The sequence below is a fragment of the Shewanella sp. KCT genome, assembly GCF_007636505.1.
Classification (GTDB): Bacteria; Pseudomonadota; Gammaproteobacteria; order Enterobacterales; family Shewanellaceae; genus Shewanella; species Shewanella halotolerans.
On sequence record NZ_LVDJ01000008.1, the window covers coordinates 44,876 to 62,154 of the forward strand.

At 56.8% G+C, this 17,279-nt stretch carries 14 protein-coding genes; 4 read left to right on the forward strand and 10 right to left on the reverse strand.

What is annotated here, in order from left to right; genetic code table 11:
* Nucleotides 1–219 precede the first annotated feature (219 nt).
* Both purD and purH read right to left on the reverse strand, forming a co-directional pair.
* Nucleotides 220–1,521, reverse strand: coding sequence for a phosphoribosylamine--glycine ligase (purD, locus tag AYI87_RS12560; protein WP_144202537.1), 1,302 nt, complete (start codon nucleotides 1,519–1,521; stop codon nucleotides 220–222).
* Between the two features lie 51 nt (nucleotides 1,522–1,572).
* The gene (purH, locus tag AYI87_RS12565; protein WP_144202539.1) at nucleotides 1,573–3,186 is read right to left on the reverse strand and encodes a bifunctional phosphoribosylaminoimidazolecarboxamide formyltransferase/IMP cyclohydrolase; all 1,614 of its coding nucleotides are present in this window, start codon (nucleotides 3,184–3,186) and stop codon (nucleotides 1,573–1,575) included.
* Nucleotides 3,187–3,482: 296 nt separating this feature from the next.
* On the opposite strand from purH, the gene zntR reads away from it, so the two are divergent.
* Nucleotides 3,483–3,959: a Zn(2+)-responsive transcriptional regulator gene (gene zntR / locus AYI87_RS12570; RefSeq protein WP_011867207.1), complete on the forward strand. Its 477-nt coding sequence runs from the start codon at nucleotides 3,483–3,485 to the stop codon at nucleotides 3,957–3,959.
* Between the two features lie 3 nt (nucleotides 3,960–3,962).
* Entirely contained in the window at nucleotides 3,963–5,390 is a 1,428-nt protein-coding gene (locus tag AYI87_RS12575) for an SO_0444 family Cu/Zn efflux transporter (RefSeq protein WP_144202541.1), read from the forward strand.
* Between the two features lie 102 nt (nucleotides 5,391–5,492).
* On the opposite strand, the gene AYI87_RS12580 is transcribed toward AYI87_RS12575, so the two are convergent.
* The 3 genes from AYI87_RS12580 to AYI87_RS12590 form a co-directional block, all read right to left on the reverse strand.
* On the reverse strand, nucleotides 5,493–6,524 hold the full coding sequence (locus tag AYI87_RS12580) for a DUF4382 domain-containing protein (RefSeq protein ID WP_144202543.1): 1,032 nt from the start codon (nucleotides 6,522–6,524) through the stop codon (nucleotides 5,493–5,495).
* A 385-nt stretch (nucleotides 6,525–6,909) separates the two neighbouring features.
* On the reverse strand, nucleotides 6,910–7,635 hold the full coding sequence (locus tag AYI87_RS12585) for a YebC/PmpR family DNA-binding transcriptional regulator (RefSeq protein WP_011867204.1): 726 nt from the start codon (nucleotides 7,633–7,635) through the stop codon (nucleotides 6,910–6,912).
* 108 nt (nucleotides 7,636–7,743) lie between these two features.
* On the reverse strand, nucleotides 7,744–8,679 hold the full coding sequence (locus AYI87_RS12590; RefSeq protein ID WP_144202545.1) for a LysR family transcriptional regulator: 936 nt from the start codon (nucleotides 8,677–8,679) through the stop codon (nucleotides 7,744–7,746).
* Between the two features lie 110 nt (nucleotides 8,680–8,789).
* Here AYI87_RS12590 and AYI87_RS12595 point away from each other — a divergent pair, with 110 nt between their 5' ends.
* Both AYI87_RS12595 and AYI87_RS12600 read left to right on the forward strand, forming a co-directional pair.
* Nucleotides 8,790–9,866, forward strand: a complete 1,077-nt coding sequence (locus AYI87_RS12595; protein WP_144202547.1) for an HlyD family secretion protein — start codon at nucleotides 8,790–8,792, stop codon at nucleotides 9,864–9,866.
* Nucleotides 9,863–11,479 (forward strand): DHA2 family efflux MFS transporter permease subunit, encoded by a 1,617-nt coding sequence (locus AYI87_RS12600; RefSeq protein ID WP_144202549.1) that lies wholly within the window; start codon nucleotides 9,863–9,865, stop codon nucleotides 11,477–11,479. Before AYI87_RS12595 ends, AYI87_RS12600 begins: the two co-directional genes overlap by 4 nt.
* Before the next feature lie 34 nt (nucleotides 11,480–11,513).
* Here the strand turns inward: AYI87_RS12600 and AYI87_RS12605 are convergent, their stop codons facing one another.
* The 5 genes from AYI87_RS12605 to nosZ form a co-directional block, all read right to left on the reverse strand.
* Nucleotides 11,514–12,050, reverse strand: coding sequence for a nitrous oxide reductase accessory protein NosL (locus AYI87_RS12605; RefSeq protein ID WP_260865135.1), 537 nt, complete (start codon nucleotides 12,048–12,050; stop codon nucleotides 11,514–11,516).
* Complete coding sequence (locus AYI87_RS12610) at nucleotides 12,050–12,868, reverse strand: ABC transporter permease (RefSeq protein WP_144202551.1); 819 nt, start codon at nucleotides 12,866–12,868, stop codon at nucleotides 12,050–12,052. Before AYI87_RS12610 ends, AYI87_RS12605 begins: the two co-directional genes overlap by 1 nt.
* Nucleotides 12,865–13,833: an ABC transporter ATP-binding protein gene (locus AYI87_RS12615; RefSeq protein ID WP_144202553.1), complete on the reverse strand. Its 969-nt coding sequence runs from the start codon at nucleotides 13,831–13,833 to the stop codon at nucleotides 12,865–12,867. Before AYI87_RS12615 ends, AYI87_RS12610 begins: the two co-directional genes overlap by 4 nt.
* A 4-nt stretch (nucleotides 13,834–13,837) precedes the next feature.
* Nucleotides 13,838–15,211 carry a nitrous oxide reductase family maturation protein NosD gene (locus AYI87_RS12620; protein WP_186300625.1) on the reverse strand — a complete coding sequence of 458 codons (1,374 nt, stop codon included), beginning with the start codon at nucleotides 15,209–15,211 and terminating at the stop codon, nucleotides 13,838–13,840.
* A 158-nt stretch (nucleotides 15,212–15,369) separates the two neighbouring features.
* Nucleotides 15,370–17,256 carry a TAT-dependent nitrous-oxide reductase gene (gene nosZ / locus AYI87_RS12625; protein WP_144202555.1) on the reverse strand — a complete coding sequence of 629 codons (1,887 nt, stop codon included), beginning with the start codon at nucleotides 17,254–17,256 and terminating at the stop codon, nucleotides 15,370–15,372.
* Nucleotides 17,257–17,279 lie beyond the last annotated feature (23 nt).

Below are 17,279 nucleotides of genomic sequence, written 5' to 3' on the forward strand. Positions count from 1 at the left end.
AAAATATTGAATTATGCTAATATTGTGGTTTTTGTTGTATAGAAATAATGTATTCAGGCTATTTTTAATACATGATTCGGAATTCGCAGTTAACTTATTGAGTCGTATAAAAAAGCACCTAATACCCTTATGGAGTATAGGTGCTTTTATGCGATTTTATTGCATGAAAACTGAGCGTGATGTAGATCTCAACTTTCCATGAATATCCCTTTATGGGTATTAGGCCTGCTCGTTTTCCCGGGCGATGGCGCGATAGGCGATATCGGTACGGAAATAGACGTCATCCCAGTGGATCTCATTGACCAGTTGATAGGCACGCTGCTGCGCCTGAGTCACATCTTGGCCCAGGGCGGTGGCACACAAGACGCGGCCGCCGTTGGTGACCACATGGCCATCTTTCATGCTGGTGCCCGCGTGGAACACCTTGGCATCATCGCCGCCCAGGCTGAGTCCCTCTATCACATCGTGCTTGCGATAGGCATCTGGGTAGCCACCGGCAGCCATCACCACGCCTACGGCGGCGCGGCTGTCGAACTCGGCGGTCACCTTGTCCAGCTCGCCACGGGTGGCGGCCAGGCAGAGCTCGACCAGATCTGACTGAAGACGCATCATGATAGGCTGGGTCTCTGGGTCGCCGAAGCGGCAGTTGTATTCCAGTACCTTGGCGCTGCCATCTGGCGCAATCATCAGACCGGCGTAGAGGAAACCTGTGTAGACATTACCTTCAGCAGCCATGCCATCTACGGTTGGACGAATGACGTTTTCAACGGTCCAGTCGTGAACAGCTTGTGTCACCACTGGAGCAGGAGAGTAGGCGCCCATGCCGCCCGTGTTTGGGCCGTTGTCGCCATTGTCTCTGGCCTTATGGTCCTGGCTGCTGGCCATGGCCAGAATGTTTTTGCCATCGACCATGACGATGAAGCTGGCTTCTTCGCCCTTGAGGAACTCCTCGATCACCACGCGGGAACCGGCCTCGCCAAACTTGTTACCGGCCAGCATATCTTCGATAGCCGCATCTGCTTCGGCCTGATCCTGAGCGATGATCACCCCTTTACCCGCCGCCAGGCCGTCGGCCTTGATGACGATAGGAAAGCCAGTGTTGGCAGTGACTTCTGTAACGTAGGCCTTGGCAGGCTCGATCTCGGTGAAGTTCGAGTAGGCCGCCGTCGGAATGTTGTGACGGGCCAGGAAGTCCTTGGTGAACGCTTTAGAAGACTCTAGCTGCGCCGCACCTTGGGTTGGACCGAAGATAGGTAGCTTAGCTTCGTTGAAGGCATCGACCACGCCCAATGACAGCGGCACTTCCGGGCCGACGATAGTCAGCTCGATCGCCTGCTCCTTGGCGAAGCTTACCAGCTCAGAGATGGCTTCGACCGCGATGGCCACGTTCTCAAGCTTAGGCTCCAGTGCTGTGCCGGCGTTGCCTGGCGCCACAAAGACTTTCTCGACCAGCGGTGACTTGGCGGCCTTCCAGGCCAGGGCGTGTTCGCGTCCGCCGCTACCTATTACTAATACGTTCATGCTATATCCTTAAAACGGCGCCCGGGCTTGTGACCCAGGCGCGAAAGCAAATTAATGACGGAAGTGACGCATGCCGGTGAAGACCATGGCCATGCCATGCTCATCGGCGGCTGCGATGATCTCTTCATCGCGAATCGAACCGCCCGGCTGGATGATGCAGCTGATACCGGCGGCCGCCGCGGCATCTATGCCATCGCGGAACGGGAAGAAGGCATCGGATGCCATGACCGAACCTACGACTTCCAGATTCTCATCGGCAGCCTTGATACCGGCCACCTTGGCGCTGTAGACGCGGCTCATCTGGCCGGCGCCCACACCGATTGTCATGCTGTCTTTGGCATAGACGATGGCGTTAGACTTAACGAACTTGGCCACCTTCCAGCAGAACATAAGATCTTTCATCTCGGCTTCGGTAGGCTGACGCTTGGTCACTACCTTGATGTCGCTCATTTCGACCATGCCTTGGTCTCGGTCTTGGATCAGCAGGCCGCCATTGACGCGCTTGTAGTCCAGGCTGCGGGTCTTGGTAGCCCATTGACCGCACTCCAGCAGACGAACGTTGGCCTTGGCCGCCACTACGTCGCGTGCCGCCTGGCTGACGACTGGCGCGATGATCACCTCGACAAACTGACGCTCGACGATGGCGCTGGCGGTCTCGGCATCTAACTCACCGTTGAAGGCGATGATGCCGCCGAAGGCTGAGGTTGGGTCGGTCTGGTAGGCGCGGTTGTAGGCCTCGAGCAGATCCTTGCCGATGGCGACGCCACAAGGGTTGGCGTGCTTGACGATAACACAGGCTGGCTCGCTGAACTCTTTGACGCATTCCAGCGCCGCATCGGTATCGGCGATGTTGTTGTAAGACAGTGCCTTACCCTGTAGTTGAGTCGCGCTGGCAACCGAGGCTTCATCGATATTGAGATCCACATAGAAGGCCGCGCTCTGGTGGCTGTTTTCGCCGTAACGCAGATCTTGCTTCTTCACCAACTGAGTGTTGTAGGTGCGTGGGAACTTAGAATCCTGGTGGCACTCGTCCTGACTGTGAGCCGGTACCCCATTCACCGCGTGCGGTGGCACTTGGGTGCCGAAGTAGTTGGCGATCATGCCATCATAGGCGGCCGTGTGTTCGAAGGCGGCGATAGCCAGGTCGAAACGCGTCTCCAGCGTGGTGCTACCTTGGTTGGCCTGCATCTCTTGGATCACGCGATCATAGTCTTTGGCGTTAACGATAATGGTGGTGTCTTTGTGGTTCTTCGCGGTAGAGCGCACCATGGTTGGGCCGCCGATGTCGATGTTTTCCACGGCGTCGGCCAGGGTGCAGCCTTCTTTGGCCACTGTCTCGGCAAAGGGGTAGAGGTTAACGGCAACCAGATCGATAGGCTTAATGGCGTTCTGTTCCATCACTATCTCATCGATACCGCGACGGCCGAGGATGCCGCCGTGCACTTTAGGGTGCAGGGTCTTTACGCGGCCGTCCATGATCTCAGGATGGCCCGTGTAGTCAGAGACTTCAATGACAGGCACACCGTTGTCTGCTAGCAGACGGGCGGTGCCGCCGGTAGATAGCAGTTCAACACCTTGAGCGTGCAGGGCTTGTGCAAACTCCAGGATTCCGGTTTTATCAGAAACGCTTAACAGCGCGCGACGAATAGGTCTGGCATTATTCATTTTAGGTACAGGGTCCAGTGGTTATTTTAAGGATCTTTCGGAAAACAGAACAGTTAGTGCCAACTAACCCGGGCGTATTGCTTTCCAAAAGCCCCTCAATTTTTTACTGACCATCGCGGCGCGCGTATTTTACCGTAAAACTGTGTGCCATGCTGTTTTTTTCTGTGCGATTTCACAATACGCCATGGCGAACAAGCAACAGATTGTAATTTACGACAGAATAACCCTTGACCTTAGATTTAACTCTAAGGTTTATACTGGCACTATCGCAATGAAAAAGGCGCCGTGGAGGCAAGATGTTTCGTATTGGAGAGTTAGCCAAACAGTGTGAGGTCAAGGCCGATACCCTGCGTTTCTATGAGAAACATGGCCTTTTGTCGCCGTCGATGCGCAGCGACTCGGGTTATCGCCTCTACACAGAACAGGACGCCGAACGTCTGCGCTTCATTCTGCGGGCCAAGGCGGTGGGCTTCACTCTGTCGGAGATCACCGAGCTGTTATCTATCGATCTGGACAAGTCCAACTGGGCCTGCGCCGACGTGAAGGGGATGGTGGATATCAAGCTGGCCAATGTGGAAGAGAAGATCGCCGAGCTGAACCATTTTCGAGTCTCTCTACAGCGGCTATCCGATGCCTGTTGTGGCGGCCCGGAAAGCGCCGAACACTGCTCCATCCTGGAGGCGCTCGAGTCTAATGTCGAGGTGAAGTGTGAGAACCACAGCCATGATCACGGCGAAACCGAATATAAAACCAGTTGTAAGCTAAAGGGTTAACCTATGTTGTTATCTAATTTTATCGATCTTTTTCTCGATTCCGCGCCCTGGCTGCTGCTGGGTCTGGTGCTTGCCGGTATGTTGAAGATGTTTGTGCCTATGACCTGGATGCAGAAGCAGTTGGGCGGCCACGGGGTGAAGACCACTATCAAGGCTGCCGTGTTAGGCGCGCCCCTGCCGCTGTGCTCCTGCGGGGTGATCCCTGCCGCCGTCGGTCTGCGCCGCTCGGGCGCCTCTAAGGCCGCCACCACCTCATTCTTGGTGTCCACCCCTGAGACGGGCATCGACTCTGTAAGTGTCTCCTATGTGCTGCTCGGTCCCTTCATGGCGGTGGTCAGACCCATCGCCGCGGTCACCAGTGCCATAGTCGCCGGTCTGCTGGTGGGCCGTGACAATGATGAAGCTAAGGCAGAGGAAGTTACGCGATCGGCCGATTCTAAGCAAAACGGCGCAGACAAGGTTAAGGCGAGCAGCAGTTGTTGCAGCAGTAAGGCTGCCGAAAAGCCTGATGAAAAGTCGCTCGATAAGGCTGAGTCATCGAGTTGCTGCGGTGATAAGCCGAGTGCGCCTGTGCGCATGACGGCGGATGCCTCGCCCATGATGATGCGCCCCGTGAGCTCAGATTCGGTGGTTAAGTCAGTAGCTTTGGTTAAACCTGAGGCGGTTAAGTCCGCGAGCGGTTCATGCTGCGCCAGCAAGGTGGCCCCCGAGCCGGTCAGCTCATGTTGTAGCAGTAAGCAAGAGGTGAAGGCGGCGAGCTCATGCTGCTCGAGTGTTAAAGCCGATAAGCAGAGTTCAGATCAGGGGGAAAGTTGCTGTGAATCGACCAAAGATGTCGCTAGCGAGCTTAAGGGCACTTCGGTGCTGGCGCGCATGGGCAAGGGCCTGCACTATGCGGCGACTGACTTGGTGCGTGACACCACAGTCTGGCTGTTGATCGGCCTCTTTTTCGCGGCCCTGGTGCAGACCTATGTACCGGGTGACTTCATGGCCAAGTGGGGCGATGGCATCTTGGCTATGCTGGTGATGGTACTGATCTCTGTGCCCATGTATATCTGCGCCACGGCGTCGACGCCGATTGCTGCCGGTCTATTGCTGGCAGGGGTATCGCCAGGCGCCGTGCTGGTCTTCATGCTGGCGGGGCCGGCGACCAATATCGCTACCCTGGGGGTGGTAACCAAGGAGCTGGGGAAACGTGCCCTCTATGGCTACCTGGGTGGCGTCTTGGGTGTGGCCTTGGTATCGGGCGTCTTGGTAAACTATCTGGTAGCGACCTTTGGTTTCGAGGTGATGCCTCAGGTGGGTGAGCAGCATAACCTGTTGCCGTCCCTGGTAGTAAATGCCTCGGGGATCATACTGGCGATTTTGATGCTTAAAGTCTTGCTGGCCAAGCTGCCGAAGAACTGGTGGCGCCGGGATTGCTGTTCTTAATATCGAGATAGCGCATTAAGCCAATAAAAAAGGCACTCATGAGAGTGCCTTTTTGCTGTCTGTATATTGGTTACTTCACAAATAAATGCTTAGTCCAAGGGCTTATGGCGCAGGTACTTCGGCAGCGTCGAAGTCACGCTCGGTGGTAGTGCCTTGGGTAACGGTCACGTCCTGCTCATCCACATGAATGAAGAAAGGCGCGTCGACGTCATCTACGCCGTTGGCCATTTCAGGATCGTCATTCTGTGCCAGACAGGTGTAGCCCAGGCTGTAGTTGGCGGCGGCGACGAAGCCAAACTCATACTCGTAACCCACCACTGTTTCTGTCTCGTCGGTGACTGGGTTGACGCGGGCCGAGGCGATAGGTGCCACTTGCGGCTCGGCAATGTCGGCTTCGGGGCGGAAGTCCAGCATGTTATCCAGCAAGGTCGCCGTTGGGTAGAGGTAGACGGCAGGGCTGAACTCTGAACCGCCGGCGGCGGCTTCACACTCTTCCATCACGCTGGTGTCGACCATGCCGTGAATGGCGCCGACTTCGGCGTTGTTAACCAGCTGTACTGCGGTAGGCTTAAGGGTCCAGTAGTCCTTGTTGCCGTGCGGTGCCTGCAGGCCTTGAGAGAGGTTAAACTCGGCGACGAAGTTGTTCACACCGGCCGCAATGGTGAAGGCCTTGTTGAAGAAGAGACGACCCGTGCCTTCCTCTTCGGCGCCTACGCCGCCACAGCTACCGTTGCTGTTGGTGACCAGACCCGCGTCCATGTCATCCATGGTTTTCACGTAAGAGCTGTTGGTGTCGGCCACTTCGCTGTTTTGCATATAGATGCACATCTGGTATTCGCCGACCGGAATAGACTGGCCGCTTACCAGCGTCTCGACCTCTTGGCCTTGTACCGTCAGCAGGTCAACGTGTTTCAGCTCACCATTTTCTGATACATCGAATGACAGGGAGCCATCGCTTCCTTTGAGTACCACCTGTTTGAAGGCGATATTTACCACTTTAGCATCGGCAGGGTTGTCCGATACCCCCAGGCTGAAGACACCTGTCTTAGGTGTTTCTGGTGTGTCATCGCTGCCACCACAGGCCGCGAGTAGGCTGGTGAGTGCGATGGCGATAATCGATTTTGAATACTTCATAGGTTACCTGTTTATCATCTTGGTTAATCAAGGTGGCCAAGGTCGCGATGCCCTAAGGGGAGGCAGCGAGTCTCGGCGGGGTTGATTCTTGCTTTTATAAGTCAGCTATAAGAATAGGCGAACAGACGCCCAAGTCCACCTAAAACAGGGCTAAAAGGTGCACTATGAATAAAGTTTAATTGCCAGGGTGGTGAGCACTTACTCTAAACGCCAAGGCCTTGGCGAGAGTCAAAAAACCTACGGGAAAATCACGATCGGGTTGGCTAAAAAAAGAGCGATTCATCAACGGGTTCGACGAATCGCTCTAGGTGTTTTTTCGACCAGATTGGCTGGTCGAAAAGGCGTTAACTCGGTTTCTGCTTATGCGTAAAACGAGTGCGTAAAATTAGGCCTTGATGTCGGCGTTGTGGTAGACGTTTTGTACGTCGTCACAATCTTCCAGTGCGGCCTGGAATTTTTCGAACTGAGCGATCACTTCCGGGTCGGTGAGTTCTGTCATGGTCTGTGGCACGAAGGCGATCTCTTCCACTTCCAGCTCTGTCTCAGGGAAGGCTTCGTTCAGTGCCGTCTTGGCCTTGTAGAACTCAGTGTTTGGCGCGAACACGCTGATGATGCCATCTTCTACCTCGATGTCGGCCACATCGACGTCGGCCATCATCAAGGCTTCCAGTACGGCTTCTTCATCTTCGCCCTTGAAGGCAAATACCGCTTGATGGTCGAACATGTGACCAACTGTGCCTGGGCTACCCAGCTTGGCGTCGTTCTTCACGAAGGCCTGACGTACCTCGGTAAAGGTACGCTTGCCGTTGTCGGTCAGACAGTCGACGATCACCATGGTGCCGCCTGGACCAAAGCCTTCGTAACGCGCCGTTTCATAGTCTTCACCGCCGCCGCCTCTGGCTTTCTCCAGGGCGCGTTCGATGACATGAGCAGGAACCTGATCTTTCTTAGCCTTGGTGATCATGTGGCGCAGTGCCAGGTTGCCGTCAGGATCGAAGCCACCGTTCTTTGCGCAAACATAGAGTTCTTTGCCGTAGCGAGAGTAGAGTCTCGTCTTTTGCCCAGCCGTTTTGGCCATAGATTCTTTGCGGTTCTGGTATGCTCTTCCCATCTTGCGATATCTCTTTAAGCGAAAAAAATTGGCCCAATGTTAGCAGCTTTGTCGACGATTTTGCAGACTCCACTGCTTATTTTGTCAAAACTGTGGCGCGGCAACTCCCTAACGCTGGGGCGGGGTGATGAAATCTGGGATCTCCAGTATCTCGCCGGGCCTGCGGTCGAACAGCGACAGATAGATATACTCGATGAAGGCGCGATACTTGCGCGGCAGGTAGGCGCGGCGGGGAAAGCTCAGGGTAATGGCGGTCTGCGCCATGGGAAAGTCGGTCAACAATGGGATAAGTTGCCCCTCGTCGATGGCAGCCTGGGCCACCAAGGTTGGCGCCGTGGCGATCCCCAATCCTTCGATGGCTGCCTCACGGGCCAGGGTGACGTTGTTGACCGTCAGCTGGGCCTCGGGTTCTATGGTGATCCACTGCTGACCATCGAACAATCTCCAGCCACCGTCGATGTGGGTCGATTTGAGGCGAATCGCCTTGTGGTCGATCAGATCCTGCGGTGTGGCTGGCGTGCCGTGGCGGGCCAGATAGTCTGGGCTGGCCACCAGAGATTTGTCTGTGTTGAGCACCCGGTAGGATTGCAGCCTTGGGTCGCGCACATCTGAGACCTGAAACAGAATATCTATCCCTTCCTCTATCATGTCGACCTTACGGTTGGTCAGTTCGGCGTCCAGGGTCATCTCGGGATGCGCCTCGAGAAAGCGGGCGAAGATGCGGCCGAAGAACAGCTGCCCCAGCTCTATCGGGCAGACGATTTTGAGGTTGCCCTTGATGGTCTCCTGGCTGGCGCTGAGCTGGTCTTCGGCGCTCTGCAGATCCATGAGGATCCGCTGGATCTTGTTGTAATAGATGCTTCCCGCCTCGGTGAGCTTGAGGGCGCGGGTGGTGCGATACAAGAGCTGCACCCCGGTATCTGTCTCCAGCTCGGCGATCTTACGGCTCACCGTCGCCTTGGTGAGTCCCATCGCCTTGGCGGCCGAAGTGAAGCTGCCTTTATCCACCACCTGGGCGAACATCTGAATGCGATTCAAATCCATCTATTGTTACACCTGTGAAACAGTTGGTAATTTTTTAACTGACTAATAAACATTATAAGACAGTAGTAAACTATCAAATACTAATCAAGGTGTTTATCCGTGGGGATTGGATGTCAAAACGTCGCATATTTATCGTGCTACCACTGCTGTTATTGGCTGTGGTAGTTGGAGGCTACTACTGGTGGAGTCAGGTTCGATTTATCGAATCGACCGACAACGCCTATGTAGAGGCCGATATCTCTAATATCAGTGTTAAGGTGCCGGGTTATGTGGTGACCGCTAAGGTGACAGATAACCAGCATGTGGAGCAGGGGCAGCTGCTGGCCGAGCTGGAGTCGAACCAGTACCGTGCCAAGGTGAGCCAGAGTCAGGCGAGCCTGGAGAGTAGTCTGGCAGAGCTGCAGACCCTGTCGGCCAAGGTGACGCTGCAACAGGCCATCATACGCCAGGCGGCCGCCGGTGTGGCCAGCGCCGAGGCGGAGAAGATCCGCGCCGAGCAGCAGCTCAAACGCACCACCAAGCTAAAGCACAGAGATTACAGCTCACAAGATGAGGTGGATCAGGCGACTGCCGCCTTCGATTCGGCCGTGGGCCATCTGGATGAGGCCAAGGCGGCCCTGGTGGCCAAGCAGGCTGAGCTGGCGGTGCTTAACGCTCAGCTGAATCAGAGTCAGTCACAGGTGGCGCAGGCCAAGGCGGGCCTTGAGCTGGCAGAGATCCAGCTGGCCGATACCCAGATTCGAGCTCCCTTCTCGGGGGTGATCGGCAAGCGCGGCGCCCTGACCGGCCAGTATGTGCAGCCGGGGCAGTCGCTCTACAGTTTGGTGCCGGATGGCGCGGTGTGGATCACCGCCAACTTCAAGGAGACCCAGATCCAGCATATGCAGCCTGGGCAGTTGGTTCAGGTTCATCTCGACGCGTTTCCCAACCAGAGCTTTACTGGTGTGATCGATAGCCTGGCACCCGCCTCTGGCGCCAAATTCAGCCTGTTACCGGCGGAAAACGCCACCGGTAACTTTACCAAGATAGTGCAGCGTATTCCGGTGCGGATCCGTTTGGATCTGGATGACCAGACCAACATAGTTCCCGGCCTCAGCGCCGTGGTGAAGGTGGATACCCGAGGTGCGCCGAAAGACACAGTGATCGCCAGCAATCGTAAGCAGGTTTCGGTTAAGGCCACCCAATGAGCAGCGTGAGTGTCGCCCAAGAGAGTCCTGCTGAGGTAGCAGAGCAAGTCGCTACACCGCAAGTCGCTGGCCCCCAGGGCTATGAGCGCGGCAGTTTTCGCTCCTGGGTCGCCGTGTTTGCCGGTCTGCTGGGCGCCTTCATGGCGATCCTGGATATTCAGATCACCAACGCCTCGATGAAGGAGATCCAGGGCAGCCTGGGCGCGACGTTAGAGGAGGGTTCCTGGATCGCCACCGCCTACCTGGTGGCCGAGATGATCGCCATCCCGCTATCGGGCTGGCTGAGTCAGGGGCTGTCGGTGAGACGTTATCTGCTGTGGACCACGGCGGCCTTCATCTTAGCCTCTTTCCTCTGTTCGCTGGCCTGGAACCTGGAGGCAATGATCGCCTTTCGCGCCCTGCAGGGCTTCTTCGGCGGCGCGCTGATCCCGCTGGCCTTTCGACTCATCCTGGAGCTGCTCCCCGAGGAGAAACGCGCCACGGGCATGGCGCTGTTTGGCGTCACCGCTACCTTCGCGCCATCTATCGGCCCCACCCTGGGGGGCTGGCTCACCGAGCAGTTTAGCTGGCACTATCTCTTCTATATCAATATTCCTCCCGGACTGCTGGTGATGGTCATGTTGGCCTATGGTTTGAGAGCTCAGGCTATCGATTGGGATAAGCTGAAGAACGCCGATTACTCCGGCATAGTCACCATGGCGCTGGGCATGGGTTGCCTCGAGGTAGTGCTGGAGGAGGGCAATCGTAAGGATTGGTTTGGCTCAGAGCTGATCCAGAATCTAGCGATCGTCGCCGCCATCAACATAGCCCTGTTTGTCTTTATTCAGCTGCGAAAGTCATCGCCGCTGGTGAACCTCAGGCTACTGGGGCAGCGTGATTTCGCCCTGTCGACCCTGGCCTATTTTTTGCTGGGGATGGCGCTGTTTTCGGCCATCTACATGATCCCCCTCTATCTGTCGCAGATCCATGACTATAGTCCGCTGGAGATCGGCGAGGTGATCATGTGGATGGGCTTTCCTCAGCTGTTGGTGCTGCCCCTGGTGCCGAGATTGCTGCAGAGATTCGACGGGCGGTACCTGGCCGCCTTTGGCTTTAGCATGTTTGCCCTGAGCTACTACATGAACAGCCATATGACGCTGGATTTTGCCGGCGAGCAGATGATCGCGGCGCAGGTGGTCAGGGCCCTTGGTCAGCCCTTCATACTGGTGCCTATTGGCATCATTGCGACCATGCACATCAGTGCCCAGCAGACGCCGTCGGCCTCGACTGTGCTCAATGTGATCCGTAATCTCGGCGGCGCCTTCGGCATCGCCCTGGTGGCCACCCTGGTCGACAATCAGTCGCGCACCCATCTGGCGGACATGAAACAGACGGTGGCGGCGGTGAGCGGCCAGGCCTATCAATATCTGCAGCAGACCAGTCAGCTGTTTGTGCAGGCAGGCTCGGATCCCGTGACCGCCCAGGCGCAGGCCAAGGCCATGTTGGCCAAAACCATGACCCAGCAGGCCTACATTCAGGCCTACAACGATGTGTTTCTGATCATCTCAGTGCTGCTGATGCTGGCCGTGGTGGCCGTGCTGATGATCCGCAAGCCTAAGCCCGACGCCGCCTAGCCATTAGTTCTTTGCCAGCTAGAGCATAGAGAGTCTAGAGCATAGAGAGGCTGATCTGCCCGAAGGGGTAAACCTGGCCGCCAAACTCGGCGGCAAAGGCCTCGGCATCCTGCTGCTTGCCAAAGCTGGCCAGGGTCTTGCCCATGGCGCCGGTTTGGCTAGAGCCCACCACATACCAGGCCTGTCTGGCGTCGATGAAGTGACTGTCCCGCGGCGCCTGCCAGGGGCTTTTAGCCATGTCGTGCACATAGATCTCTTTGACCTGCTTGCGATACTCGGGGTCCAAAAGGAAGCTGAACAGATCCCGGGTGGAGCAGAACTTCTTCACCGTCTCTTCTGTCTTGAGATAGAGCTCGCCCTTGGGGCCGGGGAAGTTACCGATCAACATGCCGCAAAGGTGACACTCGTCGCCGTGCTCCATGGCCACCGCCTCACGAATAGCGTTATGCTCACTCTTTTGCCCGCAGGCGCTCAGCCCCAGCAGGAGGAGACTGACGAGACCCATGAAAAGTGGCGAATTGGTAAGCTTGGTTTGGCGCATTCTGGTTTGGTGCATTCTGGTTTGGCGCATTAGAGTGTCTTCCTGTTAAAGATGAGGGCGGCTAAAGAGAGCGGGGCGAATACCCAGGCGAGTAGTAATGAGAATAGGCCGCCGGCCGACATGCTGCTGTTGATGGCCACCGCCAGCACACCGTTGATATCCTTGGTATCCAGGCTGGCCAGATTCACCAAGCGGAAGAGATCCGCCGGATTGAGCATCATCAGCTGCACCAGCTGCTGCTGACTCAGTCCCTCCTCTATGCCGACCAATACCGCCAGCAGGGCGAGGTCGAACACCAGCACGAAGAAGAACCAGAGCATCAGCGCCAGCCCGGCGGCCTTGGACTTCTCGCTCACCGACAGGCTGATCACATAGGCGATGCTGATAAAGCAGAGGCCGAGCAAGATGGCGGTGGCGATGAAGAGGCCGAAGCTCTGCAGCACGGCGCTGGCGTCGGACTGGCTGGCCAGTAGCACAGCTGCGCTACCGAAGCCCAGGCTGGTGGCCAGCGCCATGATGGCGCCCTGGCCGACAAACTTGCCCAGCAAGAGCTGGGTGTGGCTGATAGGATAGGTGAGCAGCAAGAGCAGGGTGCCGGCCTCCTGCTCGCCGACGAAGCTGTCGTAGGCCAGCAGCAGGGCTATCAGCGGGATCAGAAACACCGCCAGGCTCGACAGGCTGGCGATGGTGGACGACAGCGACGCCGTGCCCAGCTGCCCAGAGGCGACCGAGCCATAGTAGCTGAGTCCCAGGGAGAGCACGGCGAAGATGAGGGTGATTGAGATCAGCCAGCGATTACGCAGCCCGTCCTGAAACTCCTTGATGGCGACGGCGAGAATGGCATTCATTGTATCTGCCCTCCTTGATGGCTTATTCCGATTTCTTTGCCCCCTTTGTGCGCCATATTTGGGCGCTGACCCAGGTAGTGCTGGTAGACACGTTCCAGATCCGCCGGTTCGACACGAATATCTCCCAGCTGATCCAGTTCTACAAGCTGACGTATGATGGCGAGCTTCTCCTGCTCGGGCACCAGCAGCTGATCCGGGGCGATGAGATAGGGAGTGAAGCGGGCATCCTGTTTCAGGGCGCCGTTGAGTCCCTGGGTCTTGATGGCGACGGGGAGTTTTGCCTGTTGTCTGAGCTCGCTCAGGCTACCCTTAGCCAGCAGGCGGCCGCCTGAGATGATCAGCGCGCGGTCGATATGCTGCTCGACGCCCGGCAGCACATGGGAGCAGAGTATGATGCTGGCCCCCTCGCTCTTGAGCTTATCGACGCTGGCATAAAACTCCTGGGTAGCGATGGGATCCAGCCCCACGGTCGGTTCATCCAGCAGCAACAGCTTGGGGCTGCCGAGGAAGGCCTGGGCCAGTCCCAGACGTTGACGCATCCCCTTGGAGTAGGTCTTCACCTGACGGTCCATGGCGTGGGTCAGGCCTACCTGGTCCAGCAGCTGTTCGATCGCCTGTTTGGGTACAGACTTTAGACGGGCGAAGTAGCGCAGCACCTCACGGCCGGTAAGCTGATCGTAGAAGCTGACATTCTCCGGCAGGTAGCCGACCTGCTTGCGCGCCTCGAAGGCCTGTTTGGAGAGAGGATCCTGGCCGAATACCTTTACCTGACCGTCCGAGGCCGGGATGATCCCCAGGATCAGCTTCATTATGGTGGTCTTGCCCGCGCCATTATGGCCGAACAGCCCCATGACTTCGCCGGGAAAGAGTTCGAAGTCGATACGCTCGAGGGCCGTTACCTTGGCGTAGCGCTTGGCGACGCCGCTCAGGGAGACGATGGGCCTTGAAGGAGAAGATGCTTGCATTGTGTCACTCTGCCTCATTGATTACTGCCTGCTGGCCAGCCAGAGGTGGCGCCTGCATGAGTGGAAAACTGTCTTTGACGCCCACGGGTTTGAGCACGGGAAACTGGGTCTGAATCCAGCGCAGGATAAGCACCGCCGGGCTGTCCAGTAGCATCTTGGCCTCAGGATATTGCCAGATCAGCTTGTCGATGCCGTCGTTGGGTTCGAAGGGGCGATCGCCGAAGCCGTCGTTGTCGAGATCCCAGCCCAGGTAGTTGCTCCAGAAGTTGCCTCTGCCGTCCTGGCTCCATTCGGCCTGACGGTTGGCCACATATTTGACCTGCACCGGGTTGTTGATGAAGCTGTTGCCAAATACTTTGGTGTGCTCCGAGCCTGCGGTGAGGTGGATGCCGATCTCGGCGGTGTCGATCAGGTTGTGATTAATGCTGTTGTAGGCCGAGTTATACACAAATAGCCCCTTGCCCTCGCGGCCCAGTACCTTGTTTTCTGGCTTGGTCCAGACCCGGTAGATGCGGTTATGGCTGATCTCCGAGTAGGTGATGAAGTTCATTAGGAAGCCGTAGTCCTGGCTGTCGCGGCTCTCGTTGCCGCTCACGGTGAGCTGACGTGAACTCATCAGGGCATAACCGGCGCGGGTGTCGTAGGCCAGGTTGTCCTGCACGCGATTGCTGTGGGAATACATGTAGTGGATCCCGTAGCGTAGGTTATGCATGGTGTTGTTTTTAATTGTGTTGTGTTGGCTGGAGATGATGTAGATGCCGTCGCGGGTCTGGCTGACCTCGTTGTCGCTGACCTCGACGTTCTGCACTATGGAGAGCTGAATGCCGTTGCCTCTGTCGGCGGAGCGCAGCCCCGGGTTGCCCTGAATGCGGTTATGGTGAACCTTGATCTCCTTGCCTTTTTGCAGCCAGATACCGAAGCCGTCGCCCTGTAGGCGGTTCTCTCTGATGATGAGTTCGCTGGCGCTCTGATCGGAATAGATGCCGGCATCCTGGGCGGTGAGATCGTCGCCCCAGTTAACTATCTTGAGTCTCTCTATGGTGACCTTGGAGCTTTGCAGCAGCAGGGCATTGCCCTTGCCTTGGGCGTCTATGATGCTGGTATAGTCGTCGGCGCCAGTAAGGCGTACCCCTTGTTTGATGATGAAGTTGCCAAGATAGCGACCCGGCTGCAGCTGAATATCGTCTCCCGCCTGGGCGCTATCTAGCACCTGCTGAAGGTCTTGCTCTGGACTCACCTCGATATAGGCGGCCTGGCTAAGAGGGCTGAAAGAGAGCAGGCTGAAAGAGAGTAGGCTTGGTGCAATCAAGCCACAGAACTGCACAATCTGTAGGCCGCAGCGGCCCAGACCATGAGCTAGCCTAAGCCTCAATGCCATGGAGGTGAAACCGGGGTTGGTGGTGGATCTGTTTGGCTTGTGGTTCAAGGTCAGTTACACCTCTGGTGTCTGTCGTTTTGGTTCTTATCGCTTTGTATACGCTAACCCTTGGTTAAGGCAGACGCCTGACGCGGGGGCATCAGACGCCTGTATTTCACTTAGGCTTCTACCAACATGCGGCCACGCATCTCCATGTGCAGGGCGTGACAGAACCAGTTGCAGTAGTACCACTGTACCCCTGGCTTGTCGGCGATGAAGGTGACAGATGCCGTGGCCTGTGGGCCAATCTCCATCTGTACGCCATGGTTGGTCATACAGAAGCCATGGGTCACGTCTTCCACCTGATCCAGGTTGGTGACCACTACCGTGACTTCGTCGCCCAGCTTGACCTTAAACTCGCTCATGCCGTAGTTGGGCGCGACCGAGGTCATGTAGACGCGAACCTTGTTACCGTCGCGGATCACCTTGTTGTCCATCATCAGGCGCACGCCATCTTTTTCGGCCATGGCCACGGTATCGGCAAACAGCGGATCGTCACGGGTCCACAGCTTCTTCGGCTTGAGCTTGCTACGGTGCACTATGATGCAGTCGTGAGGCTCGGCGAAGGTTGGACCATCGTGCACCAGCTTCATCTCATCGCCTGAGATGTCGATCAACTGATCGTTCTCTGGGCGCAGCGGGCCAACGGGCAGGAATCTGTCCTTGGAGAACTTACACAGAGACACCAGCCACTTGCCATCGGCGTCGCGGGTTTCGCCCTGAGAGGTGTGGTTGTGGCCCGGTTGATAGTGTACGTCCAGCTTCTGGCGCAGGTAGTTGACCTTCTTGCCCTGATAGGCCTGAATCGCCTCTTCTACGTTCCACTTGGCGATCTGGCTGTCGAGGAAGAGGGTGGTGTAGGCGTAGCCCTTGTTGTCAAACGCCGTGTGTAGCGGACCAAGGCCCAGCTCAGGCTCACCGACGATGGCGTCTCTTGGCTTAATCTTGTCGTCGAACAGGTCGTCCAGCTTCTCGATAGAGATGATAGAGACGGTCGGTGACAGCTTGCCGTTGGCGACGAAGTACTTGCCGCTCGGCGAGGTGTTCAGACCGTGTGGCGACTTAGGCACGGGAATGTAACGGGTGAGATCTGAGCCCTTGCGACCATCCAGTACGGGGATCTTGTTGCCATTGTAGGTCTTGAACTTACCGGCCTTGACCGCAGCTTCACAGCGGGCCAGGTTGAAGATCACCACATGGTCGCGCTCGGCGGTGATCATCTCGCTGAGGTTCATCCCCATCTCTGAGTTGTAGCAGGTAGAGGCGAAGTACTTGCCGTCGTAGTCGGCGTCTGTGTTATCCAGGTTACCGTCTACCATCACTTGGAAGGCGACTTCCATCTTCTCGGCATCGATGACGTTGAACAGGGAGCGGTAGGTGCTGACATCTTCCAGCGTCTCCTTACCATTGTTGTTCAGCGGGACCTCGAACTCGCCGTTACAGATGACATATTTAGTGTATGGCACCTTCTGTACCCGCAGACCGTGGATGGCCTGGGCATTGGGGATGGTGATCATCTTATCAGTCTTCATCACGTCACAACGGATACGGGCCACGCGGGTGTTGGCCTTGTCGTTGATGAAGAGATACTTACCGTCGTAGCGGCCGTCCTGCATGCTCATGTGCGGGTGGTGGGCGTCGCCCGCCATCAGGTGGGCGCTTTCGCCCTTGACCGCCTTACTCTCGTTGGTGATGCCCCAGCCGGTGGCGCTGTCGATGTTGAATACCGGGATACGCATCAGCTCGCGCATCGAGGGCAGGCCCATGATACGGACTTCGCCAGAGTGTCCACCGCTCCAGAAACCATAGTATTCGTCCAGCTCGCCCGGATGAACCACAGGGCTGTTACTGGCCTCGGCCGCCTGGGCCTTGGCCATCGAGGCGAACATGGCGGCGCTCATGGGGGCGGCTACTGCACCCGCCCCCAGCAGGGCCGTCTTGCCCATAAACTCGCGTCGACCAGCGTTCTCCAACTGGTTGGCTGGTTTGTTATTGTTATCTTGCATAGTCCATCTCCATCTTAGTTATG